Annotated in this window: 20 protein-coding genes; 17 read left to right on the top strand and 3 right to left on the bottom strand. The window is 29.3% G+C overall.

Annotated elements, in window-relative coordinates; translation table 11 throughout:
* Positions 1 to 123 precede the first annotated feature (123 nt).
* The 11 genes from OXH55_RS13285 to OXH55_RS13235 all read left to right on the top strand — a co-directional run bounded on the left by OXH55_RS13285 (position 124) and on the right by OXH55_RS13235 (position 14,604).
* Complete coding sequence (locus OXH55_RS13285; protein ID WP_268050461.1) at positions 124 to 672, top strand: NADH peroxidase; 549 nt, start codon at positions 124 to 126, stop codon at positions 670 to 672.
* A 230-nt stretch (positions 673 to 902) separates the two neighbouring features.
* On the top strand, positions 903 to 1,514 hold the full coding sequence (locus OXH55_RS13280; protein WP_268050460.1) for a hypothetical protein: 612 nt from the start codon (positions 903 to 905) through the stop codon (positions 1,512 to 1,514).
* A 207-nt stretch (positions 1,515 to 1,721) separates the two neighbouring features.
* The gene (locus OXH55_RS13275) at positions 1,722 to 2,174 is read left to right on the top strand and encodes a helix-turn-helix transcriptional regulator (RefSeq protein ID WP_268050459.1); all 453 of its coding nucleotides are present in this window, start codon (positions 1,722 to 1,724) and stop codon (positions 2,172 to 2,174) included.
* 108 nt (positions 2,175 to 2,282) lie between these two features.
* Positions 2,283 to 4,697, top strand: a complete 2,415-nt coding sequence (locus OXH55_RS13270) for a hypothetical protein (RefSeq protein ID WP_268050458.1) — start codon at positions 2,283 to 2,285, stop codon at positions 4,695 to 4,697.
* Positions 4,697 to 5,626, top strand: a complete 930-nt coding sequence (locus OXH55_RS13265) for an ABC transporter ATP-binding protein (protein WP_268050457.1) — start codon at positions 4,697 to 4,699, stop codon at positions 5,624 to 5,626. Before OXH55_RS13270 ends, OXH55_RS13265 begins: the two co-directional genes overlap by 1 nt.
* Positions 5,623 to 6,513: an ABC transporter permease gene (locus OXH55_RS13260; RefSeq protein ID WP_268050456.1), complete on the top strand. Its 891-nt coding sequence runs from the start codon at positions 5,623 to 5,625 to the stop codon at positions 6,511 to 6,513. The genes OXH55_RS13265 and OXH55_RS13260 overlap by 4 nt, the downstream gene beginning before the upstream one ends.
* Before the next feature lie 24 nt (positions 6,514 to 6,537).
* Positions 6,538 to 8,079 carry a hypothetical protein gene (locus OXH55_RS13255; RefSeq protein WP_268050455.1) on the top strand — a complete coding sequence of 514 codons (1,542 nt, stop codon included), beginning with the start codon at positions 6,538 to 6,540 and terminating at the stop codon, positions 8,077 to 8,079.
* A 15-nt stretch (positions 8,080 to 8,094) separates the two neighbouring features.
* Positions 8,095 to 9,081: an AAA family ATPase gene (locus OXH55_RS13250; protein WP_268050454.1), complete on the top strand. Its 987-nt coding sequence runs from the start codon at positions 8,095 to 8,097 to the stop codon at positions 9,079 to 9,081.
* 23 nt (positions 9,082 to 9,104) lie between these two features.
* Positions 9,105 to 9,980 (top strand): DUF58 domain-containing protein, encoded by an 876-nt coding sequence (locus tag OXH55_RS13245; RefSeq protein ID WP_268050453.1) that lies wholly within the window; start codon positions 9,105 to 9,107, stop codon positions 9,978 to 9,980.
* Between the two features lie 10 nt (positions 9,981 to 9,990).
* Entirely contained in the window at positions 9,991 to 11,799 is a 1,809-nt protein-coding gene (locus OXH55_RS13240; protein WP_268050452.1) for a vWA domain-containing protein, read from the top strand.
* Between the two features lie 60 nt (positions 11,800 to 11,859).
* Complete coding sequence (locus tag OXH55_RS13235; RefSeq protein ID WP_268050451.1) at positions 11,860 to 14,604, top strand: VWA domain-containing protein; 2,745 nt, start codon at positions 11,860 to 11,862, stop codon at positions 14,602 to 14,604.
* A gap of 42 nt (positions 14,605 to 14,646) precedes the next feature.
* Here the strand turns inward: OXH55_RS13235 and OXH55_RS13230 are convergent, their stop codons facing one another.
* The 3 genes from OXH55_RS13230 to OXH55_RS13220 form a co-directional block, all read right to left on the bottom strand.
* Entirely contained in the window at positions 14,647 to 14,997 is a 351-nt protein-coding gene (locus OXH55_RS13230; RefSeq protein ID WP_268050450.1) for a hypothetical protein, read from the bottom strand.
* A 41-nt stretch (positions 14,998 to 15,038) separates the two neighbouring features.
* Entirely contained in the window at positions 15,039 to 16,412 is a 1,374-nt protein-coding gene (locus OXH55_RS13225) for a PLP-dependent cysteine synthase family protein (protein WP_268050449.1), read from the bottom strand.
* A gap of 158 nt (positions 16,413 to 16,570) precedes the next feature.
* Entirely contained in the window at positions 16,571 to 17,029 is a 459-nt protein-coding gene (locus OXH55_RS13220) for a hypothetical protein (protein ID WP_268050448.1), read from the bottom strand.
* Between the two features lie 350 nt (positions 17,030 to 17,379).
* On the opposite strand from OXH55_RS13220, the gene OXH55_RS13215 reads away from it, so the two are divergent.
* The 6 genes from OXH55_RS13215 to disA all read left to right on the top strand — a co-directional run bounded on the left by OXH55_RS13215 (position 17,380) and on the right by disA (position 24,635).
* Positions 17,380 to 17,838, top strand: a complete 459-nt coding sequence (locus OXH55_RS13215; protein ID WP_268050447.1) for a CtsR family transcriptional regulator — start codon at positions 17,380 to 17,382, stop codon at positions 17,836 to 17,838.
* Positions 17,839 to 17,944: 106 nt separating this feature from the next.
* On the top strand, positions 17,945 to 18,475 hold the full coding sequence (locus tag OXH55_RS13210; RefSeq protein WP_268050446.1) for a UvrB/UvrC motif-containing protein: 531 nt from the start codon (positions 17,945 to 17,947) through the stop codon (positions 18,473 to 18,475).
* A 15-nt stretch (positions 18,476 to 18,490) separates the two neighbouring features.
* Positions 18,491 to 19,525: a protein arginine kinase gene (locus OXH55_RS13205; protein ID WP_268050445.1), complete on the top strand. Its 1,035-nt coding sequence runs from the start codon at positions 18,491 to 18,493 to the stop codon at positions 19,523 to 19,525.
* A gap of 20 nt (positions 19,526 to 19,545) precedes the next feature.
* A complete protein-coding gene (locus OXH55_RS13200; protein WP_268050444.1) occupies positions 19,546 to 21,990 on the top strand; it encodes an ATP-dependent Clp protease ATP-binding subunit in 2,445 nt (814 codons plus the stop codon).
* A 184-nt stretch (positions 21,991 to 22,174) separates the two neighbouring features.
* Positions 22,175 to 23,533: a DNA repair protein RadA gene (radA, locus tag OXH55_RS13195; RefSeq protein ID WP_268050443.1), complete on the top strand. Its 1,359-nt coding sequence runs from the start codon at positions 22,175 to 22,177 to the stop codon at positions 23,531 to 23,533.
* A gap of 37 nt (positions 23,534 to 23,570) precedes the next feature.
* A complete protein-coding gene (gene disA, locus OXH55_RS13190; protein ID WP_268050442.1) occupies positions 23,571 to 24,635 on the top strand; it encodes a DNA integrity scanning diadenylate cyclase DisA in 1,065 nt (354 codons plus the stop codon).
* Positions 24,636 to 24,639: the final 4 nt, after the last annotated feature.

Here is a 24,639-nt window from a genome sequence, read left to right as displayed (position 1 = left end):
TATAGTATATAGTATAAATATAGCAACGGAAAATAATTATTAACAAATAATAATTATTTAAATAACAAAAAATATAATGTAAATATTAAATAAAAATATATAAATAATTAGGAGGAATATAAAATGAAAAAATTTGTTTGTACAGTATGCGGATATGTTCACGAAGGAGCTGAGGCACCAGAATTTTGCCCACAATGTAAAGCGCCAAAGGATAAGTTTATAGAAAAGAAAGAAGATGACAATTTACAATGGGCAGATGAACATAGAATAGGTATAGCTAAAGATGTAGATGCTGAAGTATTAGAAGGATTAAGAGCTAACTTTGTTGGAGAATGTACTGAAGTAGGTATGTACTTAGCAATGAGTAGACAAGCAGATAGAGAAGGATTCCCAGAAGTAGCAGAAGCATATAAGAGAATAGCTTTTGAAGAAGCAGAACATGCTGCTAAATTTGCAGAACTTTTAGGAGAAGTAGTAACTGATAGTACTAAGAAAAACTTAGAAATGAGAGTTGAAGCAGAGCATGGTGCCTGTCAAGGAAAGAAAGACCTTGCTACACTTGCTAAAAAATTAAACTATGATGCAATTCATGATACTGTCCATGAAATGTGCAAAGATGAAGCTAGACATGGTTCAGCTTTCAGAGGTCTATTAAAGAGATTTTTCGGATAATATACTAAACGATTATATATTTAATAAAATGTAAATGATAAAGCTGCTGGGATAGAATTAAAAGTTCTATTCTTGTGGCTTTTTTTATTGAAAACTATTAATGTATATAAATATATTACTGTAAAACTAAGCTATATATAGAAAAAATTAATTATGATTGAAAATAATGTCGAATAAAGGTATAATAACAAATAGTGAAAGTTAACTAATTATTGAAAGGAGAGTTTAATATGAAAATACTTAAAATATTTAGTGTAATAATTGTTTTATCATTAGGGTTCTATGGATGTGGTTCTAATAATGTTAGTAGCACTAATTGGAATTCTACTTCACAAGAATCAAATTCTCAAAATACAAACGTCACTAGTAAATGGAATAATGAAATTATAAAGGAAACAGTTTCTCTTATAAAAGAAGGGATTAATACAGGAGATTTTGATATAGGGAAAATTTACATTAATTTAAAAGATTGCAAAATCCAAGGAGCAGAAAACCTAAAATATTATACACAAGCTATGCATAACATTTATACTAATGATGATAGGATAAAAAAATATAGTTTAGAAATTAGAATAAGAGATGCAAAAAGGAAAATAAAAAGAATAGAGTCGGATTATGATGGGCCATTTTCAGAACAAATAAAAAGATTACAAAATTATTTAGAAGATAGGAAATATGAGCCGGAAATTGGTATGAATGAGTTGGAATTATTATTTGCATGTGGTATACCTAATGATATAAATACAACTAAAACAGCTAATAGTATATCTAAACAATATGTTTATGATAATAATTTATATGTTTATGTAAAAAATGGTACTGTAACTACTATTCAAAATTAATATAAGAAGTTAAGCCTCAGGCATTAAGCCTGGGGTTTTTTTAGGTGAATTTTGGCGAAAAATATGAACTTGTATTTTAATTGTTGATACATATTTAGATTTTATTACATTAAAGGTATTCGAAAAGCAAGTTGAAGAACAATTACACATAGTGTAAAATTACACTATGTGTAATTGTTTATACTATAGAAGATGGAGGCAAATAACGTGGATAAGGAAAAAATAATAGAAATAATATCTAGTAAATTAAAATTAATAAGAACAGAATATAATTTTTCTCAAGAAAAAATGGCTGAAGTTTTAGGATTATCAAAGAAAACCCTAGTACAAATAGAAAAAGATAGAACTAAGTTAAGCTGGACAGCAGCAGTTGCTTTGTGTGCCATATTTAGAGAAAGTGAAATTCTTCAGATGGCTCTTGGAGATAATCCTGTAGAAGTAGTTGAGATTATAGCTCTTGATAATTTATATACTCCTAGAAATAAAACCATGGGAGGATATGTATGGTGGGACAATGTAAAAAGTACGGAAAATTTTAGATTACAGCAGAATAGAATAAGCGGTCATTACAGAATTTTGGATAATGAAAATAGAAGATGGTATAGTTCTTCTAATAAAGAATATATTGAAGAAAAATTTCAATTACTTAATGAAAACTAAAGAAAGTTTAAGATTGATTTAAGGTTTATGTTACGTGATTGTTACAATTTTGTTAATACTAAATGTTATCATAATATTAAAAATATGCAGATAAGAGAGGGAATTTTAATGAAAATAAGATTAAAAGGATTTCTAGTAATTTTTTTAACCCTATTTATAATATTAGCTACTTTTCCCATAACTTCATATGCTAGTGAAGGAAAAGTAGATTTGAATGTTAAAGTAGGGTTTAATGGCAGTTATAAAGTTGGATATTATGTACCTATAAATGTTGATATAAATAATAAATTAAAGGATATAGATGGAGAAATACAGGTAGAAACAGAAAGTGGTAATGGAAAAGTAACTATTTTTGCCAAGCCAATAAATTTGCCTATAAATTCAACTAAACAAGTATACATTAGTGTACCTATAATGAAGATAACATCAAAGCTAAACATAAAGTTGGTGCAAGGAAAGAAAGTTGTTTATGAAGAAGAAAAAACAATAAGTACAGGATATAATTCTGAGAGTTTTTTTACAGGAATACTAAGCGATGAATTTGATAATTTGAATTATATTAGTTCAATTGGTTCAATGTCATTTTTAAATTCAGTTACTATGCAGAATAAAACATTAAAATTAAACGAAAAGATTTTTCCACAGGATTATAATACAATTCGTATGTTTGATGTAATTGTTATAAACGATTTTGACACATCTAAGTTAAGTAATAAGCAATATGATGTATTAAAAAAGTGGGTAAACAAAGGGGGCACTTTAATTATAGGAACCGGTTCAGCATATAATAAAACTTTTTCAATATTTAAGGATGAATTTTTATCTGGAAAAGTTGGAGAAACTACAAAGAAAAATACTGACGGGTTATACTCTTTATTACAAAATAATAAGAATAGAACTTCTATGGATTTAAATATTCTTGATATAAAGTTACAGAATGGCACTTCAATTCTTAAAGATAAAGGTGTAGAGATTGTAAAAAAAATACAAAATGGAAAAGGAAGTATTGTTGTAGCTGGTTTTGATTTTGGGGTAGATCCAATGCCAAGCTGGAATTATAATTCTCAATTTGTAAAGAACTTAATACAAAAGGTGTTACCATCAGATTATTATTCAGGCGGTAATTTTAATAATATGCAAAGTAATGAAGGGAGAAAACATGATTTTAGACGTGCTTTAAATATAATACCAGAGCTGCCTGTTCCTAGTGAGTCCAAGCTTATAATTATATTTATTATTTACATAATATTAATTGCACCAGTTAACTATTTAATTTTAAAGAAGAAAGACAAAAGAGAATATATGTGGATAACAGTTCCTGTTATATCATTGGTTTTTGTGGTGATTATGTATGTTTCAGGAATTTCTACGAAAATTACAGGCTCAATAGCAAATGTAATTAATATTATTGAGGTAAATAAAAGTGGAAACTTAAATATTCAAACATATTCTTCTATATTTACGCCTAATAAAGGAGATATGAAGATTGAAAGTGCAGATGGAATGGACATAGAACCCATATTTAATCTCATACATGATAACTATCCACAGTCAAAGGAGAAAATTATAGAATCTAAAATTATCTGGGAACCTAAAACTTCCGTTGAATTTTATAATAATTCAGTTTTTGAAAATAAAATACTTAAGCTTAATGTAAATGAAACTAAAAAAGGAATCTTGGAAGGAAAACTAAATTATATTAACGGAGAATATAATGGAGAAATTAAAAATAATTTAGGATTTGACTTAGAAGATTGCTATTTAATTACTTCTAGCGGTTGTATAAAAATTGGTGAGATAAAGAAGGGAGAAGTAAAAAAAATTAATCAAGCTACAAAAATATACTCTAATAATGTAAGGAATAACAATATATATGATCTTGTGGATAACATTTATAATGATTATAACCTTCCAAGAAGTCAGCATGAACAAATCAAACTTAATAATCAAAAGAGACGATTATTGTTAGGATATTTTAAAGATAATGATAGAGATAAGACAATTGAACCAACTATATTTGGATGGACCAAAGTGCCTATAACAAAGAATTTACTTGTAAATGGTAAAAAAATTGATAAATATGAAAAAAGCTTAGTTACAGCTCCTATAGAGTTAAGCTATAGAAATGGAAATATAATCGAAATTCCTTTTGATGTTATAAGACCTAAGGTAGAAGTTTTAAATGGAATAAGAGATTTGGATAGCACATCTCAATGGATAGATGCTAGTGGAGAATATGAGATTAATTTTAATTTTGATAAAAAAGTTAAAGTAGAAGATATAAAGTTAAAATACAAATTAGAAACGAGAAGTAATAATAATAAAGATAAAGAAGTGATTCAATATATTTGGAATAACAAAACTGCAAAGTGGGAAGAAGGTATATATCAAAATTTACACATAAAGAAAGAAGATACAAGTAAATATGTTGATAATAATAATAAACTTAAGCTTAAACTTGTAGTAAAGAAGCATGCTTCTGTAGAAATTCCTAAAGTTTCTGTAAAGGGGAGTGTTAAGTAATGCTAGAAATTAAAAATTTAAAGAAAAGTTATGGAAAATTTACTGCTGTTGATGATTTAACTTTGGAGATACCTGAAAAAGAAATTTTAGGATTTGTAGGGCCTAATGGAGCTGGAAAAACAACAACCATGAAAATCGTTTCAGGACTTTTAAGTGCTACCTCTGGAGAAGTTAGAATAGATGGAATAGATGTTTTTAAAGACAGTAGAAAGGCAAAGGAACTTATAGGATATATGCCAGATTTCTTTGGAGTATACGATGATCTAAAGGTAAGCGAGTATTTAGATTTTTATGCTTCAATTTATGATATATATGGTGAAGATAGAAAAAAAGTATGCTCAGATCTTTTAGAATTGGTTAATTTAAGTGATAAAAGGGATGCGTATGTAGATGGCTTATCAAGAGGGATGAAACAAAGATTATGTTTAGCTAGAAGTCTTGTTCATAATCCTAGATTTTTAATTTTAGATGAGCCAGCTTCAGGGATGGATCCAAGAGCTAGATATGAAATGAAAGAAATTTTGAAAACTCTTAAGGATATGGGGAAAACAGTATTAATTAGCTCGCATATATTATCAGAGCTTTCAGAGATATGCACAAGTATTGCTATTTTAGATAGAGGAAGAAAAGTAATTAGTGGGACAGTAGATGAAGTTATGGATAGAATTTACAAAAATAAAACATTGAGAATAAAGGTTAAGGATAGAGTAGAAAAAACTATAACTATATTAGAAGAATCACCCAATATAGGTACAATTAATAAAAATGAAAACACATTAGAAGTAGCTTTTGAGGGAAATGAAGAAGAAATGAGTAAAGTTCTTATAACCCTTGTTAAAAATGAGATTCCTGTTATTACATACTCACAGATAGATGGAAATCTTGAAGATATATTTATGAAGGTTACTAATAAGGGGGAAGAAGTATGAAGATAAATCCAGTGCTTCTTAAAGAAGCAAAAGTTAGAATGAGAAATTGGAAAGCAGCAGGTATGATTGCTATTTATGTTGGTATTCTTTCATTTGTAGCTTTATTTATTTTAATGAATACCTTATTAGATCCATATTCTTCTGGTATTACTAAAGAACATTTTATGATTGCTTATATGTTTTTAGCTGGGATACAAATTACTATTATATCTTTTATAGTTCCATCTTTAACATCAGGATGTATTTCAGGGGAAAGAGAAAGACAAACCTTAGATTTATTACTTTGTACTAAATTATCTCCAAGTTCTATTATAATAGGGAAATTGTTCACATCAATAAGTCAAGTGTTACTATTAATAGTAGCTTCACTTCCTATATTTTCAATTATATTTTTATTTGGAGGAATATCTATAGGGGAGCTTTTACAGTTACTTTTATTTTATGTCGTTCTTACAATAATGATAGGGAGTATTGGAATTTTCTTTTCTACACATTTAAAGAGAACTACAGCTTCAACAGTTTTAACTTATGCAGTTTTGTTCTTTTTAGTAGTAGGAACACTTATTGTTACTGTATTTTATTATGAATTTTATATATATCGCTTGCCAGGTAATCCAGTACAAAAGCCAACTTTCCCACTATTATATATAAATCCAGCAGTAGCTTTTATAGAAATGATGGCAGGACAATTTGGAATTCATAATGGATATTTACTTCCTGGAATAAATTTAGGTAAGCTTTCGGTTTTTAAACATATAAAATTTTGGCATGTGAATCTTATTATAAATTTTGTTACGTCAATAGTATTACTTACTTTATCTTCTATAAGATTAAATCCAATAAAGAGAAGAGATAATAAAGGAAAAGCTTTTAAAAAGAAGAAATAATATATTAATTTCGGAGGTGAATTTGTGAGTGTAATAGATAAGGAAATTACCGATATTTTAAAGAAAATAAAAATGAGGATTCACCTAAAAAACATATTGAATTTGACAATTGTAGGGAGTGGCTTAGGCTGTATTTTAGGTATATTGTTAGTTTTATTATCTAAAATAATCCCAATTTATGCTGTTTACTACAAAGCGTGGATAGTTATTTTTGTATCTATTTTAATTTTTATAGTATACTCTCTATTTAAAGCTCCTAAGGAAATATATTCAGCTCTTAAAGCAGATTCTTTAGGACTTAAAGAGAGAGTTGTTACAGCAGTTGAACTTAAAGAAGATGATTCCACATTTGCACAGTTACAAAAGAAAGATGCTTTAAATCATTTAAAAAAGTTAGATTATAAAAAGAGTTTGTCTATAAAACCTAGTAATAAATATATCATTACCATGTTTGTGACTTTGTTATGTTTTGGATTGACTACATTTTTACCAAAACCTTTAGAAAATAAGGCAGCAGAAATTCATAAAACTAAGGAAATGAAAAAAACTGCTATAAATGAGATAAAAAAAGTTGAAAAGAAGGTTGAAGATAATAAAAAGCTTTCAGAATGGCAGAAGATGAAAATAAAAGATAATCTTAATAAACTGCAGGATGAAATAAAAGCAGCAAACAGTAAGAAAGATATAAAGAAGGCAGTACAAAAATCAGATAGAAAGCTAGAAATAGTTAAAAAAGAATATACAAATGAAGAATTAGAAAAAGTTGCAGAAACTTTAATGAAAAATAAAATCACAAAAGAACTAGGACAGCTTGTAAAGAATGGAGATACAGATAAACTATTAAAGTCTATGGAAATGCAGGCTAAAGCACTTAAAAATGCTTCGCAAGAACAAATCAAACAGCTATCTAAGGACCTTCTTAAAATGGCTAGAGAACTTAAAAATAATCCTGAGCTTGCAGAGGCTATTAAGAATTTATCAGAGCAACTTGTAAAAGGTAATTCTAATATGTGCTCTCAATGTATTAAAGAAATGGGGGATACTCTAGCTAAACTTATGAACGATGCAGAGTTTAGAAATGCTATGTCACAGGTACAGCAAGCATTAAAAAATTCAGTAAATGGTACTGAAGGCAGTGGACAACAAGGTGAAAATAAAGATGGGAATGGAAATGGGAATAGTAATGGTAATGGAACTGGAACAGGCAACGGAAGCAGCGAAGGTTCTGAAAGTACAAATTCCCCAAATACCAATAATTTAAGTTCAGGAATAAGAAAAAAAGATGGAAATAAGGGAAATGATGTTAAGGATTATGAGAAAATTTTTACTCCTAAAACTATAGGTGGAGAAGGTAAAACTTCAGTACTTGGAGGAAAAAAAGGAAGCTCTGGTTCTTCAGATTCAACGTTAACAGAAAGAGGTGTGTCTGTTAAAGGAAATAATATTCCGTATAATCAAGTCATAGGAGAATATAAAAGTAAAGCTTATGATAATATAAATAATTCTTCAGTTCCAGAAGGAATGAAGGAAGTGGTAAAAGATTATTTTTCATCACTAGAAGAATAGAGTGGAGGATGAAGTATGGAAATTAATGAGAAGGATATATTAGAAATTTCCGAGATGGTTAAGAAGATAGAAGAAGAAATTGGAAAGGGAATTATAGGACAGAAGGATATAATAAGACAAGTTTTAATTGGAATATTTTCAGGGGGAAACATTCTACTAGAGGGGGTACCGGGACTTGGGAAAACTCAATTAGTAAAGACTTTAGCTAGAGTTTTAGATTTATCATTTGCAAGAATTCAGTTTACTCCAGATTTAATGCCAGCAGATGTTACAGGGACAAATATTATAGTTAAGGATGATGAAGGAAGAAGTAAATTTGAATATCAAAAGGGTCCTGTTTTTGCAAATTTAGTTTTGGCAGATGAGATAAATAGAGCAACTCCTAAAACGCAATCTGCTTTGCTTGAAGCTATGCAGGAACAGACTGTTACAGTTGGAAGAGAAACGTACAATTTACCACAGCCTTTTATGGTACTTGCAACTCAAAATCCACTTGAGATGGAAGGGACATATCCATTACCAGAAGCTCAGTTAGATAGATTCCTTTTTAAGCTTCATGTTAAATTTCCTAATTTAGAAGAACTTAAAAAAATAATCGATTTAACAGTAAGTAATGAAGCAGTAGATATAGATAAGATAATAGATGGAGAAAAAATTCTAAGTATTAGAAAAATCATAAGAGAAGTTCCAATTTCAAAACCAGTACAAGAATATGCCCTTAAGGTAGTTCTTGCAACTCATCCAGAAAATGATGATTTACCAGAAATATCTAAAAAATATATAAGAGTAGGAGCAAGCCCAAGAGCAGCGCAGGCAATAATAGCTACCGCAAAGGTTCGTGCTTTGATGGAAGGTAGATATAATGTATCTTTTGAGGATATTAAGTATGTAGCTTATCCAGCATTAAGACATAGGTTTTTCTTAAACTTTGATGCTATGGCAGATAAAGTTACTGCTGATGAAATTGTAAGTAATTTATTGGAATCAGTTAGAAATAACTAAAGCCTAAGGGAAGGATATAAAGTATGAAGGGTAATATATTTGATACGGAATTTTATAAAAAATTAGAGAATATATCCTTAAATGTTAGAATGCTTATGAATGAGGGAGCTGCAGGTGGACGTAAATCCAAAGCTAAGGGTAGTTCAGTGGAATTTTCTGATTATAGGGAATATGCAAGAGGAGATGACTTTAGAAGAATAGATTGGAATGCCTATGGTAGGTTTGGCAAGCTGTTTATAAAGCTTTTTATGGAAGAAAGAGAAGCACTTATAAATATTTTTATAGACAGCAGTAAGTCTATGGATTTTGGAGAGCATAAAAAAAGTGAAATGGCATTAAAGCTAAGTGCAGTTTTAAGTTTTCTTGCTCTTAATAATTTAGATAGAGTATGTATTAATGATATAAGTGAAGAAAATATAAAAATATCAAAAAGTATGATGGGAAAAAATATGTTTAGTTCCTGTATTGAGCATTTACAAAATATAGAGTTTAGCGGTAGTACTGATATAAACAGATGTATAAAAAAGAAAGCATTGAATGGTAGAGGTGTTTCTGTTATTATTTCTGATTTTTTTACTGAAGGAAACTTGGAAGAAGTAATAAAATATTTAGTTTATAAAAAGCAAGAGGTTATCTTAATTCACTTATTATGTAAAGAAGAGTTAAAACCAGAGCTGGAGGGCCAGATACGCTTAATAGATAGTGAAACAGGAGAAGCTAGAAATATTGCTGTAACTTCTCAATTATTAAAGAGATATGAAGCTAGTTTAAATGAATTCACAAATAATATAAAGGAACTTACAAGGAAAGTTGGAGCACATTATATGCTTATAGAGTCTAGTGATTCTATTGAAAAAGTAGTCTTTGAGAAATTTATTAATACAGGAATTATAAGATAGGAGGGAGAAGATGACTTTATTTTCGCCAAAGTTTTTATGGTTTTTATTGTTTATACCTCCTGTAATTCTAATGTATATTTTAAAACAGAAGTTTGAGGAGAAAAAAATATCTAGTATTTATTTATGGAACAACGCGCTTAAAGATATTGAGGTAAATACGCCTTGGCAAAAGCTTAAGAAAAATTTACTTTTATTCATGCAGATTTTATTAATACTTTTAATAATTTTTGCTGCTGCAAATCCTTTTCTAAATTTATGGGGAAAAAATTACAATAATTTAATTATTGTCATAGATAATAGTGGAAGTATGAATGCTGTATATCAAAAGACAACAAGGCTTGAAGAGGCAAAAAACAGAGCTGAAGTTTTGGTTAAAGGAACAGCTTCAGGAAGTAAAATAAGTGTTATTTCATCAGGAAAAAATCAAAAGGTTGAGATAAGTGGAAGTAGTAATAAAGATGAAGTAATAAATAAAATAAAAGCTATAGAATCTTCTAATTCAAGAGGAAATATAAATGATTCAATATCACTTGTAAAATCTATAGCTAAGCAGTATGAAGATTACCAAGCAGTTTTTTATAGTGACAGCAATGTAGAGTTGAAAAATATTAATGGAGAGAATATAAGCTTAGCTTCAAGAGGGGAAAATGTAAGTCTTGATTATATTTCAAATAGTTTAGCAGATAACAAAATTAAGAGCTTAGTTAGAATTACAAATAGAAGTGATAAAGAACTTCAGAGAGAAGTATCTTTGTTTGGAGATGAGGATAGTAAGCTCATTGATGTAAGAAGTATAAAACTTAAACCTAAGGAAACGGTAACTATAGTTTTTGATAATTATGATTCAAATTACAAGTCTGTATATGCTGAAATTACTGAGAAGGACGCTTTGGTAGAGGATAATATTATTTATAGTATTGTTAAACAGCCTAAACTAAAAAAAGTTCTTTTAGTTTCAGATAGAAATATATTTATTGAAAAGGCATTACTTCCTATAAACAGCATTGAGTTATATAAGGCAAAAGAGGTTCAGGATATAGAAGAAGGATATGATTTATATGTTTTTGATGGAAAAGCTCCTGACAAGATGCCGGAGAAAGGAAGTATATTATTTATAAATCCTTTAAAAGATAATGAAGCAGTAAAGATAAAAGGTGAAGTACAAGGTGGAAAAGTTCAAGTAGCAGACCATCCAATTACTAAATATATAAGAGATGCTAAATTTGCAGTTTCTAAAGTTCGGGATATAAGTATTCCATATTGGGGAGAAACTTTACTAAATGTAAATTCAAAGTCAATAGCTTTTGTTGGAGAGCACAGTGGTAGAAAGATAGGAGTCATAGGTTTTGATTTACATAATAGTGATTTCCCTTTAAATGCTGAATTTCCTATATTCATAAATCAGATTTCTAGTTATTTTTTAGGAGATAATTCAATTCAAAACAATAGATATTTTTGTGGTGAAGAGGTAAATATTAATCCAAGCCCTAATTCAAAAAAAATATATATTAAGACTCCAGATAATAAAAAAGAAGAAATTGAGAATAAGTATCCAATTAGGCCTTTTGAGAACACTATAAAGTCTGGAATATATACTTTAACACAAAAAAATGATAGTGGAGAAAGCAAAAATATGTTTGCAGTTAATTTCCCATCAGAAAGTGAATCAAATATAAACGTAAAGGTTGAAGGTACTCGAAATTCTGTGATGAATAATAGTAGTGTTAAATCTATGGGAATAAGCATACAGTGGATTTTAATATTATTTGCTCTTGTTTTTATGATGATCGAATGGTTTATATATGCTAAAAGGGTGTAGAACCTAACAAATTTATTATTGAAAGTACAAAATATATAATTCTGTTAAGGAGTGATAGCGTTGAAATTAGAAGTTTTACATCCTTTAATCTTGATTTTTATACCTTTGGTAGTTATATATGTGGTGTATATGTCAAAATATATAAAGACAAATAAGCTTAGAAAAAAATTAATAGTAGTGCTTAGAAGTATAATTTTAACTTTAATGATACTTTCCTTGTCAGGAATAAGTATGGTATGGAAGGCACAAAATACTACAACTATATTTTTAGCTGATACCTCTCATAGTATGAATCAAAATAAAGATAAAGTAGAGAGTTTTATTAAATCAGCAGTAAGCAAAAAATCTGCTAATGACTTAGTTGGAGTTGTATCTTTTGGTGAGGACGCTGTTGTTGACAGTTTTGTATCACCTAAAAACTCATTTGCAAAACTCGAAGCTCAAGCAAATGGTACATATACGAATATAGAAAATGCACTAACTACTTCTCTTTCACTTATGGGAGAAAATACAAAAAAAAGAATTGTATTAGTAAGTGATGGAGAAGAAAATGAGGGGAAAAGTGAAAAATTAGTACCTTCATTAAAAGAACAGGGAATAGATTTTAAAGTTTATAAAATAAAGAAAACTTTAGGTGAAGATGTTCAAGTTGAAGATATTTCGGTACCTCAAACTTTAAGGATAGGTCAGAAATTTAATGTAGGGGTAAATATAAAGAGCAATGTAAATACTTCTGCAAAAATTGTTTTATTTAGTGATACACAAAAAAAAGTTGAGCAAAAAGTACAGCTAAATAAGGGGAATAATAGATTCGTTTTTAGAGATATTGCGGAAAATGGTGGTTTTAAAACTTATAAAGTAATAGTAGATGCGGATAAAGATAGTGAAAGTAAAAATAATGAGAGTTCTACTTTTACAAATGTTAAAGATAAGCCAAGAATTCTAGTGATTACAGATAAACAAGGTGAAGCTTCTGAAATAGTTAAGATGCTTAAAGCTTCTAATATGGATTATGATATAGTAGCTGCAGTGGGAGCACCTACTACTATTAAGAGTTTATCAAAGTATAAAAGTATAATAATGTGTAATGTTTCAGCTGAAAACTTGAATGATGAATTTTTAAATATATTAGAGTCTTATGTAAAAGACTTAGGGGGAGGACTTATTGCTGTGGGAGGAAACAATTCCTATGCCCTAGGTGGATATTTTAAAACTCCTTTAGAAAAAGTACTTCCAGTATATATGGATATGAGAGGAAAAAAAGAAATGCCAGATATGGCTTTAAACTTAGTTATCGATAGATCAGGAAGTATGGATGGAGCCAAAATTGATCTGGCAAAGGAAGCTGCTGCAAGGTCTTTGGATGCTCTTCGTGAAAAAGATGAAATAGGAGTTTTAACCTTTGATGACAGTCAATACTGGGTTGTTGAAAGACAAAAGGCTGCAGATAAGAAAAAGATAAGGAATGATATAGGAACTATAAGATCAGGAGGTGGAACAAGCATACTTCCAGCTCTTGAAGAAGCTTATCAGTCTATCAAACAGAGTAATGCAAAGATAAAGCATATTATTCTTTTAACAGATGGACAGGGTGAAAGAAACGGATTTGATGAGCTTATAGATAGAATGAATAAGGATAATATTACAGTGTCTACTGTATCAGTAGGACAGGATTCGGATAGATTGCTTCTTGAAAATATAGCGAAAAGAGCAAAAGGAAGGTTCTATTATACAGATGAGGGGACAAATATACCAAGAATATTTGCAAAAGAAGCTTTTATGGCATCAAGAACCTATTTAAATAACAAAGAATTTACTCCTATAATTCAAAGTTCTCATACCATTTTACAAGGAGCAGGAGAAAATGGACTTCCATCATTACTTGGATATATAGGTGCATCTCCTAAAAATACGGCAAAGGTAATACTTAAAAGTGATGAAGAAGACCCTATTCTTACAGTATGGAGATATGGTCTTGGAAAAACCGTTGCATGGAATTCAGATATGAATGGTAAATGGAGTGCCAATTATATTGGATGGAACAAAAATATAACACTGTGGCAGAACATGATAAATTGGACTATTGAGAATTATGATGATGATAATGTAATGTTAGAAGCTTCTATTAAAGATGGAAAGGGAGAAATTCATCTAACTAATAAAAATTCAAGTGAAGTTTTAAATACAGAAGCAGAAATTATAACACCTTCTATGAAAAAATTAAAGGTAAATTTAAATCCTTCAAGTCCAGGAGAATATAGTGGAGAATTTAATCTTAAAGAAACAGGAGTATATATCATAAAAGCAAAGCAGTTAAAGAATGGAGAGATGGTAAGTGCAGCAATGACAGGTGCCAATCTTCCTTATTCTCCAGAATACAAAATGTATAATGAAAATAATTCCTTAGATTTATTACTGAAGGAAAGTGGAGGAATATATATAAGTACGCCAGATGAAGTTTTTAAAGGTAAGATAGAAGATGTTTTAGGAAAGAGGTATCTTACAGAAATACTTCTGATAATTGCTTTGATTTTATTTGTATTGGACATTGCTCTAAGAAGACTTAATCTTCCTTTTGAAAGAATTGAGGAAAAACTCTCTAAGATAAAAAAATATCATGTGAAAGATAAGAAGAAAATAGTTAAGTCAGATGATAAGAAAGTTAAAGTTCATGAAAATAATGATATAAATAAACATCATACTGATGAAAGTAAGGTGAATAAAAAAGTTAGAGAAAAGGGTAAAGAACAATCTCAAAAGGAAATGTTAGATACTACAGCTTTATTAAAAAACAAGAAGAAATAAATATGTAAAACCACAGTCATAAAGGCTGTGGTTTTGTTATTACTAAATTTTTATCATATAGCTCAACATACAAAGTATAAAACCGCTTATTGCCATGAAAGCCATAAACTTTAGAGACGAATCTCTTAGCCGAAAATCATCTTCGGTATTTTCAAAGGATTCTCTATAGCCAGCACTACGAGCTTGTAAAAATTTCATATTACCCATAAAAGAAGCACTACCAAGATTGCTTAAAAGGCCAACAAGCATGTAGACAAGACCGGTAAACCTTAAAGCATTGTTTAAGTTAGAGTGTTTAAAGTAGCTTATGGCAAAACACATTACAAAGGTAGCAGTAATTAAAATAATCATCTTTAAAATAGTTTTTAATAAGGATATAAAAAATTTTTTCATAAGATGTCTCCTAATATTGTATTAAAATTTTTAATATCTTATTATATCATATGTTTGTTTCTGAATTTTTTAATTTTCTCATTGTAATCGTTAATTTTAACGTATTCTCTATCCCAAAAATTCATAGTTCTCATAGAATCTAAATATTCTTTTGAATGACCAAAGTGAAGCCAATCTTTTTCCTTTTGTTTGTATAATCTTTCTTTTGCTTCACTGCTTCTAAAATCATAAATTTCATTTATATCTTGATTTAAAAATACATCTTTTATCCATTGTTTTACTGTTGAATTATTATCTTCTTTGAATTCTTTATTTAATTTTTTTAGAACGGAACCATACCTATCAAAACCGTCAGTAGCTATTGTTACAACGTTATCATCAGATCCTAAATTTAAATATTTAGCCATTTTTATTGCACCAAGAATATTACAAATTCCAGAAGGACCAAAAATGTTTTTCATATATTGAGCAAGCTTACTACTAACACCTACTTCTTCAAGAGCTTTTCCATAGTCATGAAGAATCTTAAAGCCAAGCATAGCCTCTTTTTCCTTAATGCAGGCTATATAATCTGTATTTAATACATTGTGAATTAAAGTACACATTTTATCTCCTATGCCTTCAATTCTATGCTGACCTCTGCGTCCATTTGAAAGGGTTGAACATTCAAAAGGTTCTACAGCTGTAACTTGACACTGAGAAAAGACTTTTTTGATTTCATCTCCAGCAGCTAAAGTGCCACCAGAACCAGGAGCAGAACAGAAACAGGCGATTTTACCATTTCCTATATTTTTAGCAGCTTCTATTGCAGAATTTCCTGTAACATATCTATGAAATCTATAATTTGAGAAAAACTCAAATTGAGCTAATACTCTATAGTTTGAATTATTTTTAGCAAGTTCATAGGTTTTTTCTAACGTAAATATAACATCAGATTCACTTGGTGGAGTTAGAGAAAGTTTTCCACCGTATTTTTTTATTCTTTCATGTCTTTCGTTACTTACATTTTCAGGCATAACAACTATGGAGTCATATCCCATAAGTTTGCATATATAGGCTGCTCCTATACCAAAGTTTCCTGTGGATGGAGCTAATAAGGTGTGTTTTCCAGGTATCATATTGCCATCTAAATAGCTTTCTATTAAAGTTGCATAGGCAGGTCCAACTTTATGAGAACCTGATGGAAAATCATTTCCAAGTAAAACTAGTATATTTGCGTTAACTCCAGTAAGTTCTTTTGGAAGAACTAGCTTTCTAACTTTATTACTTTTATCTTTCCATGTAATATTAAATAAATTTATAGAATTTAATTCATCCTTTTTTAATGCTTTGATAGCCTTTTCTCTACAAGAGTTATCTATCTTTTCAGGATATAGCATTTCTTCGTAGGTTGGATAATAACACATACTATTCATAAATATTCCTCCTAGGTAATTGAATATACTAAGTGTTGATTTATCTAATAAATTATATATTGTATATATTTATTTATCCTTATTAAATTTTATTCACCTAAGCCTTATTCAGTGACTAATAAAGAATTTTCCCATTCATTTTTTAATAAATCGGTGTATTATTTAGATACATAATATGAGTCATTTTTCTCTGTTAGTGGATATATAACATTTTTACTATTGAAAGTAATATCAGGTAAATCAAAAGTTATTAAATGAAAATTTTTTTCATTCAAAGATATCTCATAAATTCTAAATGCTTTGCTTCGTATAAGCTGGATAAATTTGTTCTTTTTCAGAGTTAATTCTATGCCTGTTATATATCCATCATTATCTATATCATTACCATATTCTGAATCTATATCTGCATCTGCACCATATAATGCCCTTTTATAAGTTTTATTCATTAATTTCATATTTTCTAGCTTTTTTGATAAATGATTTCCTTTAAGAATAGGAATTTCTAAATCAATATCTTTATAATATTGATTCAAATTACTTTTATAATTACCAAAATGTCTTGAGGGCATTAGAGTAATATAACCCATGTTACAATCCACATCACAAGTAATACGCATAATATACCACTCCTATATATTTTTCAAATATTGTTTTAATATCAATTTGGAAAATTTTGATACAAATTATAAATACAATATTAAGTTATAATATTATATCTAGGCAATAAAATATCAGTTTTGGGGAAAACTATTTTCACAAATAAATGAATCATTAGTAAAATAAATTTAAAATACTATGAAAATATTAGTAATTTTGAGTAATGTAAAGAAATATTAAGATAAATTTGAATATAGCTTAAATAATCTAATCAATAATAAATTTTCAGAATTGAATAAAAAATATATTAGTAATAATATAAAAGTAAGTCAAAGGTCAAAGAAAGACAAAGTCAGTTAGGGGTGAAAAGATGCCGAGGCTTTCAGATATTATAGAAGAATTTATAAAAGAACTTTTAGAAGAAACAGGAGAAAAAGAACTTGAAATTGGAAGAAATGAGCTAGCCAATCACTTTAGTTGTGCTCCCTCACAAATAAATTATGTTTTAACTACAAGATTTTCAACAGATAGTGGATACTATGTTGAAAGCAGAAGAGGGGGAGGAGGATGCATAAAAATAAGAAGAATACAGTATGAAAATAATGAACCTTTAAGAAGGATTATTAACGAAAAAATAGGTGGCAGTATTACTTATGGTACTTCTAAAATAATTATACAGGGATTAGTTGATAGGAAGATAATAAATATAAAAGAAGCAAATATAATGAAAGCTGCAATTAACGATAGAAGCCTACTAGTTCCACCAGAAAACAAAAATAACATAAGAGCAGAGATTTTGAAGGCAATGCTAAGGGTTATATTGTTATAATATTAGAAAAATATGGTAAAATATTAAAAGGGGAATTTAATGAAAAGTTTTATAGCAACAAAAACTACTACAACTGTAAATTGTAAAATAATAAAGAGGTGATTTTATGTTATGTGATGTTTGTAAAAAAAATGAAGCTACCATTCATATAACAAAGATAATTAATGGGGTTAAACAGGAAATAAAGCTATGTCCAGAGTGTGCTGGGAAAAGTGAAGAGTTTAATATAGTTCCAGATATGGATATAATCACTCCATTTTCATTCCAAAATATATTGAGTGGTCTTATGGATTATGTGAATATACCTTCTAAAAACAACAAATCAGTTGTCTTAACTTGCAAAAATTGTGGGGCAACATATAGAGAATTCAAGGAGAAAGGATTGTTAGGATGCAGTCAATGCTATGAGAATTTTAAACCAACAATTATGTCAGTTATTAAAGGGGTTCAGAGTAATGCTGAACATGTAGGGAAAATACCTAGAAAATCAGGTAAAGATATAGTTCAAAGGCAAAGGCTTTTAAAGCTGAAAGAAGAGCTTCAAAAAGCTGTTGCTATGGAGGAGTATGAAAGAGCAGCAGAAATTAGAGATGAAATAAGAGAAATAGAAAAAGATAAACTTGAAAATGATAAATAGGATGGGGGTGCTGTTATGAAAAATTGGTTAGAAACTAAAAGTGAAAATGATAATGTTGTAATAAGCAGCAGGATAAGACTTGCAAGAAATATTAAAAACATTCCTTTCCCTAATAAGCTTAATGTAGAAGAAGCAAAGGATGTAGTTAAAAAGGTTGAAGATGCTTTTTATTCAGTACCTTATATGGAAGAACAATATAAGACTATTTATTTATGGCAGAGTGATGATATATCTAATATATCATATTTAGAAAAACATTTAATAAGTAATAAACTTATAAGTAATAATCAAGAATCAGCTTTTATACTAGGCAATGATGAAACTGTAAGTATTATGATAAATGAAGAGGATCATATAAGACTTCAAAGTATAACTGGTGGTTTAAATTTAAAAGAAGCTTATGAATATACAAATAAATTAGATGATTTATTAGAAGAAAAGCTTGATTATGCTTTTCATGAAAAACTTGGTTATTTAACTTCATGTCCAACAAATCTTGGAACGGGGTTACGTGCTTCTGTTATGGTACATTTACCAGCTCTAACTATGAATAAAGAGATAACAGGCCTTTTTAATGGTTTAACTCAAGTAGGAATGACTATAAGAGGATTGTATGGTGAGGGTTCAAAAGGAGAAGGAAATTTATATCAAATTTCAAATCAAGTTACTTTAGGGCTTAGTGAGGAAGAAATTCTAACTAATTTAACTGGGGTTATAAATCAAGTAATTAATCAAGAAAAAATAACGAGAGAGAGAATTTTCAGTAAAAGGAAATATGAAGTAGAGGATAAGATATTTAGATCAGCCGGAATATTGAAATCAGCTGTTATGCTTAATTCAAATGAAGCATTAAATTTACTTTCTAATGTAAGATTGGGAGTAGAAATGGGAATAATTAAAGATATTGATAATACTGTTTTGAATAAACTTCTGGTGGATATTCAACCAGCAACTATTCAGAAAGGTTCTCAAGATAAACTTACAGAAAAGCAGAGAGATTTAAAAAGGGCTCAACTAGTTAAAGAAAGACTAAAAATAATGAGCTTATAAACTAAGGAGGTGCGTTTATTATGATGTTTGGAAGATTTAGTGAAAGAGCACAGAAGGTATTATATTATGCTCAAGAAGCAGCTCAAGCTTTTAAACATGGCTATGTTGGAACAGAGCATATATTACTTGGTATTTTAAAAGAAAATGAGGGTGTAGGAAAAAAATTATTAAATGAAAATAAAATAACTGAAGAAAAAGTAAAAGAACTTGTTGAAGAATATGAAGGCAAAGGTGAAATGAATTTATATAGAAATGAAATTCCACTAACACCTAGAACTAAAAGACTACTAGAGCTAAGTTTACTAGAAGCTAGAAAGCTAAATCATAATTACATTACACCTGAACATATTTTATTAGCTTTAATAAGAGAGTCAGAAGGTGTTGCATATACTATTTTAAGTAACTTAGGACTAGATTTTGAAAAAGTTGAAAAGAATTTGTTAAAGGGATTTAATCCAGAACATCAACAAGGAGGAGCAGTTCCAAGTAAAGCAAAGGTAAATAATAATACTCCAACTTTAGATCAGTATGGAAGAGATTTGACTGTTATGGCAGAAGAAGAAAAGCTTGATCCTGTAATTGGAAGAGATAAGGAAACACAAAGAGTACTTGAAATTCTTTGTAGGAGAATTAAGAATAATCCTTGTTTAATAGGTGATCCAGGAGTAGGTAAAACTGCTATTGCAGAAGGTTTGGCACAGAGAATAGTAAGTGGAAACATTCCAGAAATATTAAAAGATAAACGTGTTGTAACATTAGATCTTTCATCAATGATTGCAGGATCAAAATATAGAGGAGAATTTGAAGAGAGACTTAAGAAGGTTATGGGAGAGATAAATAAAGCTGGAAATGTAATTTTATTTATTGATGAAATCCATACAATGATAGGAGCTGGAGGAGCAGAAGGTGCTATAGATGCTTCAAATATATTAAAGCCAGCTCTCGCAAGAGGAGAAATACAGTGTATAGGTGCTACAACTATAAATGAATATAGAAAGTATATAGAAAAGGACTCAGCTCTTGAGAGAAGATTTCAGCCAGTTACAGTTGGAGAGCCTAGTAAGGAAGAATCAATCCTTATTCTAAAAGGATTGAGAGATAAGTATGAAGCTCATCACGGAGTTAAAATTACAGATGAAGCTATAGAATCTGCAGTAAATTTATCAGATAGATACATTACAGATAGATATTTACCAGATAAGGCTATAGATTTAATTGATGAGGCTGGAGCAAAAGTAAGAATTCAGAATTTAACAGCACCACCAGACCTAAAAAATTTAGAAGAAGAGTTAGAAAAAACTAAGGGAGAAAAAGAAGATGCTATAAGAGTTCAAGATTTTGAAAAGGCAGCAAGTCTTAGAGATAAAGAGAAAGAATTGAAAGAAAAATGGGATAGCTTTAAGAATGATTGGAAAAAGCAAAATCAAGTTTCAACGCAAGTTGTTTCGGAAGAGCAAATAGCACAGGTAGTTGCTAAATGGACGAATGTTCCCGTTGAAAAACTTACTGAAACTGAAGCAGAAAGATTATTAAAATTAGAAGAAATTTTGCATAAGAGAGTTGTAGGTCAAGATGAGGCAGTTAAGTCAATTTCAAGAGCTGTAAGACGTGCTAGAGTAGGACTTAAGGATCCAAAACGACCAATAGGATCATTTATTTTTTTAGGACCTACAGGAGTAGGTAAGACTGAACTTTCAAAAGCTTTAGCAGAAGCAATGTTTGGAGAGGAAAATAATATAATTAGAATTGATATGTCGGAATATATGGAAAAACATGCTGTATCAAGACTTATAGGTTCTCCTCCAGGATATGTAGGGTTTGAAGAAGGTGGTCAGCTAACTGAAAAGGTTAGACGTAATCCATATTCAGTAGTATTATTTGATGAGGTTGAGAAAGCGCATCCAGACGTATTTAATATTTTACTTCAAATTCTAGAAGATGGAATACTTACAGATGGAAAAGGAAAGACTGTAAATTTTAAAAATACAATAATTATAATGACTTCAAATATTGGTGCATCTACAATTAAAAAACAAAAATCACTTGGGTTCTCTGTATCAGAGAATGAAAGTGAAAGTGAATATGAAAAAATGAAGGAAAATGTTATGGAAGAGCTTAAGAGGTCTTTTAGACCGGAATTCTTAAACAGAATAGATGATATTATAGTATTCCATTCACTTGTAGAAAAAGATTTAAGACAAATAGTTAAATTTATGCTAAGAGAAGTAGGAAATAGATTAAGACAGCAGAATATAAATATTGAATTTGACGAAGGAACAGAAAAAATACTAGCAGAACAAGGGTTTGATCCAACTTATGGTGCTAGACCACTTAGACGTACCATAACTAAAACTGTAGAAGATAAACTATCAGAAGAAATTTTAAAAGGAAATATTAAAAAAGGAGATAGAATAATAGCTAGAGTTAAGGAAAAGAAACTAGTATTTGAAGGAATAAATGGTTAATAAACTAAAATGTAAAGCCGACAGAATCAGCTTTAAGCTGTACTGTCGGCTTTTAAAATTTAATTACAATATATTACAAAATTGACTAATGTAAATTTGTATAAAAAAATTTTGTATTTAATACAAATTTATTTTAATATGTTGTATAATATTATTCTGTATGATGAAATAGGAGTGATAAAATATGGCAAAAAGTAAAAATGTATTTATATGCCAAGAATGTGGATATGAAGCTCCTAAGTGGTTTGGAAAATGTCCAGGATGTGGTAAATGGAATAGTATGGTAGAGGAAAGAAAAGAAAAACCAGTTGTAAGTAGAAGTACTGGAATTAGTAGTAATAATAAACCAGAGAGTATATTAAACATAAAATCTGGAGAATTTGAAAGATATGATACTGGTATTAAGGAGTTAAATAGAGTACTTGGTGGAGGAATGGTAAAAGGATCTCTAACTTTAATATCAGGTGCTCCCGGAATAGGGAAATCTACTATATTATTGCAAACTGCAAATAATATTTCACACAAAATAGGTAAAGTACTATATGTGTCTGGAGAAGAATCAGCAGAACAAATAAAAATTAGAGGAGATAGAATTGGAAATATATCATCGGAATTATTTATTCTTTCAGAAACTAATTTAGAAATCATAGAACAGCATATTAATAGTATGAATCCTGTATTTGTCATTATAGACTCAGTTCAAACTTTATTTAAGCCTTCAATAACATCAGCTCCAGGAAGTGTTTCTCAAGTTAGAGAATGTTCAAATGAGCTTATGAGAATTGCTAAGACGAAAAACATACCTTTATTTATAGTTGCACATGTTACAAAGCAAGGTGAACTTGCTGGTCCTAGAGTTTTAGAGCATATGGTTGACACAGTGCTTTCTTTTGAAGGCGAAAGGACCCAAGAATTTAGAATACTTAGAACTTTAAAAAATCGTTTTGGCACTACCAGTGAAATTGGAGTTTTTGAAATGAGACAAGAAGGTCTTAAAGAAATATCGAATCCATCCGAAGTATTTCTTGAGGAAACTAATTTTAATTCAGAGGGTTCTGTAGTTATAGGTATAATGGAAGGGACACGTCCGATTTTAGTAGAAATTCAAGCTTTGGTAAGTGAAACTAAAGCTGTTATGCCAAGAAGAACAGCCGTTGGAGTAGATAATGCTAGATTAAATTTAATTCTAGCTGTTCTAGAAAAAAAGCTTAGAATACCTTTTTACAATTGTGATGTTTATGTAAATGTAGTAGGTGGACTTAACATAGAAGGAACTTTTGGAGACTTAGGATTAGCCATTGCATTAATATCAAGTGCTAAAGGGAAAAATTCCAAACTGAATAAAATGTTAGTTTTTGGAGAAGTTGGACTTACTGGAGAAGTTAGACCGATTTCACTTTGTGATAGATTAGTAAATGAAGGCATGAAAATGGGATTTGAAAATATAGTTATACCATCTAGAAATAGAGAAAAAATGACTAATAAAAGTGAAAATATTATAGGAGTTTCATCACTTAGAGAGGCAGTAAATAAAGTATTTTAATAATAAAAAATAAATATTATAGAAAGGAGGGAATTAGGTGAGGTTTGAAAAAGACAAAAAACTTATGGAAATTTTAAAGATTATGGCTCCGGGCACACAGTTAAGAGATGGACTTGAGAATATTTTAAGAGCCAAAACAGGTGGTCTTATAATAATTGGTGATAGTGAAGAAATTATGCGAATAGTAGATGGTGGTTTTAATATTAATTCTGATTATAGTCCATCTTATGTGTATGAACTTGCAAAAATGGATGGAGCTATTGTACTTAGCGGTGATTTAAAGAAAATACTTTATGCAAATACACAATTAGTACCAGATGCCTCTATTCCAACATTTGAAACAGGAACAAGACATAGAACAGCTCATAGAGTTACAAGACAAACTAGATGTATAGTTGTTGCCATTTCTCAAAGAAGAAATATAATCACAGTATATAAAAATAACATAAAATATGTTTTGAGAGACAGCAGTATAATACTTGCAAGAGCAAATCAGGCACTTCAGACATTAGAGAAATATGTATCTGTTTTAGAAAGGGTTATGAGTAATTTAAATCTACTAGAATTTCAAGATCTAGTTACATTATTTGATGTAATAACAGCTATACAAAGAACAGAAATGGTTATGAGAATAGTAGATGAAGTTGAAAGATATATATGTGAACTGGGTAACGAGGGAAGACTTATATCCATGCAATTAAATGAACTTGTAAGAAGTGTAGAAGAAGATGGAATTTTATTAATTAGAGATTATTGTCAAAATAATTTAGATTATAATAAGATATATGAGCAAATTCAAAACATGTCATCAGAGGAACTTTTAGATTTAGATATATTATCTAAGGTATTAGGGTATGTTGGTGTTCCTTTAGTAGACACACTAATTTCTCCAAGAGGGTATAGAATGCTTAATAAGATTCCTAGAATACCTGTAAATGTAATAGAAAATGTTATAAGCAACTTTAAAGAACTTAAGGGAGTTATGGAAGCTTCATATGAAGAGTTAGACAATGTTGAAGGTATAGGAGAAGCTAGAGCTAAGGCTATAAAGAATGGACTTCGTAGATTAAGAGAACAATTTATGATAGATAAACAGATATAGCACA

Source organism: Clostridium ganghwense (assembly GCF_026735165.1).
Taxonomy (GTDB): Bacteria; Bacillota; Clostridia; order Clostridiales; family Clostridiaceae; genus Clostridium_H; species Clostridium_H ganghwense.
Note: the sequence above shows the minus strand (reverse complement) of the source record. Positions and strands in the feature narration are given on the sequence as shown.

Bases quoted from the DNA above. Each gene is read 5' to 3' on its own strand.
- OXH55_RS13285 (WP_268050461.1), top strand. From the start codon at position 124: ATGAAAAAATTTGTTTGTACAGTATGCGGATATGTTCACGAAGGAGCT.
- OXH55_RS13280 (WP_268050460.1), top strand. From the start codon at position 903: ATGAAAATACTTAAAATATTTAGTGTAATAATTGTTTTATCATTAGGG.
- OXH55_RS13270 (WP_268050458.1), top strand. From the start codon at position 2,283: ATGAAAATAAGATTAAAAGGATTTCTAGTAATTTTTTTAACCCTATTT.
- OXH55_RS13265 (WP_268050457.1), top strand. From the start codon at position 4,697: ATGCTAGAAATTAAAAATTTAAAGAAAAGTTATGGAAAATTTACTGCT.
- OXH55_RS13260 (WP_268050456.1), top strand. From the start codon at position 5,623: ATGAAGATAAATCCAGTGCTTCTTAAAGAAGCAAAAGTTAGAATGAGA.
- OXH55_RS13250 (WP_268050454.1), top strand. From the start codon at position 8,095: ATGGAAATTAATGAGAAGGATATATTAGAAATTTCCGAGATGGTTAAG.
- OXH55_RS13245 (WP_268050453.1), top strand. From the start codon at position 9,105: ATGAAGGGTAATATATTTGATACGGAATTTTATAAAAAATTAGAGAAT.
- OXH55_RS13240 (WP_268050452.1), top strand. From the start codon at position 9,991: ATGACTTTATTTTCGCCAAAGTTTTTATGGTTTTTATTGTTTATACCT.
- OXH55_RS13230 (WP_268050450.1), bottom strand. From the start codon at position 14,997: ATGAAAAAATTTTTTATATCCTTATTAAAAACTATTTTAAAGATGATT.
- OXH55_RS13225 (WP_268050449.1), bottom strand. From the start codon at position 16,412: ATGAATAGTATGTGTTATTATCCAACCTACGAAGAAATGCTATATCCT.
- OXH55_RS13220 (WP_268050448.1), bottom strand. From the start codon at position 17,029: ATGCGTATTACTTGTGATGTGGATTGTAACATGGGTTATATTACTCTA.
- OXH55_RS13215 (WP_268050447.1), top strand. From the start codon at position 17,380: ATGCCGAGGCTTTCAGATATTATAGAAGAATTTATAAAAGAACTTTTA.
- OXH55_RS13210 (WP_268050446.1), top strand. From the start codon at position 17,945: ATGTTATGTGATGTTTGTAAAAAAAATGAAGCTACCATTCATATAACA.
- OXH55_RS13205 (WP_268050445.1), top strand. From the start codon at position 18,491: ATGAAAAATTGGTTAGAAACTAAAAGTGAAAATGATAATGTTGTAATA.
- OXH55_RS13200 (WP_268050444.1), top strand. From the start codon at position 19,546: ATGATGTTTGGAAGATTTAGTGAAAGAGCACAGAAGGTATTATATTAT.
- radA (WP_268050443.1), top strand. From the start codon at position 22,175: ATGGCAAAAAGTAAAAATGTATTTATATGCCAAGAATGTGGATATGAA.